Genomic DNA, 742 nt, shown 5'->3' with positions numbered 1-742 from the left:
GGTGTGATGGTCAGTCCAGGCGCTGCCACGGTTCAACCGCAGGAAGGCCGCGCTCGGGCGGTCCCGGTCAGGCTCTTCGACCACCAGGTCCGAAGGCAGCATGCCGAGCATTTGCTGGTACCAGGCCAGGTGTCGGGGCATGTCCTGCACGCCAATCGCCGCATGGCCCAGGCGCAGGACCTGTGCCGCGCCCTTGCCGGGCCGTTGCACATCGCCAAAGCGTTGCTTGTGATGGGCCGAGTTGAGGGTCAGCGCAGCACGCTGGGGCAGCGTGCCCACGGCTTCGATACCGTGGACCAACTCGATGCGCCGCCCCGAGGGATCATGCAAGGCGACGTACTGCCCTCCTCCCGGACCTTCCAGCGCCCGGATCACCGAGGCCCCCGGCAGCCGGCTGGCCTGGTGCAAATCGTCGAGGCTTTCGACGGCGAATGCGATGGCGCCAAAGCTGGCTTCACTGGCCTTCTCGGCGATGTACACATAGGGCAGCGAGCAGGTGCCGCGAAAATACAGGCGTTGCTCGGTGCGGTGCATGACCACCAGGCCGAAATCGGTCAGGAAACGTTCGACCACCCCAAGGTCGGGATGACGGTAGAGCACATGGTTGATGTCTTTGATCTGCAGCACGGTAGTTGCTCCTGGGCATTCAAGGGGCAGGACAACCGGTGGTCAAAACCAGGACAGCCGGGATCGCTGCCCACCGTGGTAACGGTCGGTCGGTTGTACTGCGCTCACGAAAACT

1 protein-coding gene is annotated in these 742 nt (G+C 64.3%); it reads right to left on the bottom strand.

Annotated features, from left to right (window positions below; all coding sequences use genetic code 11):
• Positions 1-627: VOC family protein (locus ASU03_RS20470; protein ID WP_197411335.1), on the bottom strand; the 627-nt coding region annotated here is incomplete at its 3' end.
• Positions 628-742: the final 115 nt, after the last annotated feature.

Source organism: Colwellia sp. TT2012 (assembly GCF_001440345.1).
Lineage (GTDB): Bacteria > Pseudomonadota > Gammaproteobacteria > Enterobacterales > Alteromonadaceae > Colwellia.
This window is presented reverse-complemented; position numbering and strand designations above follow the sequence as displayed.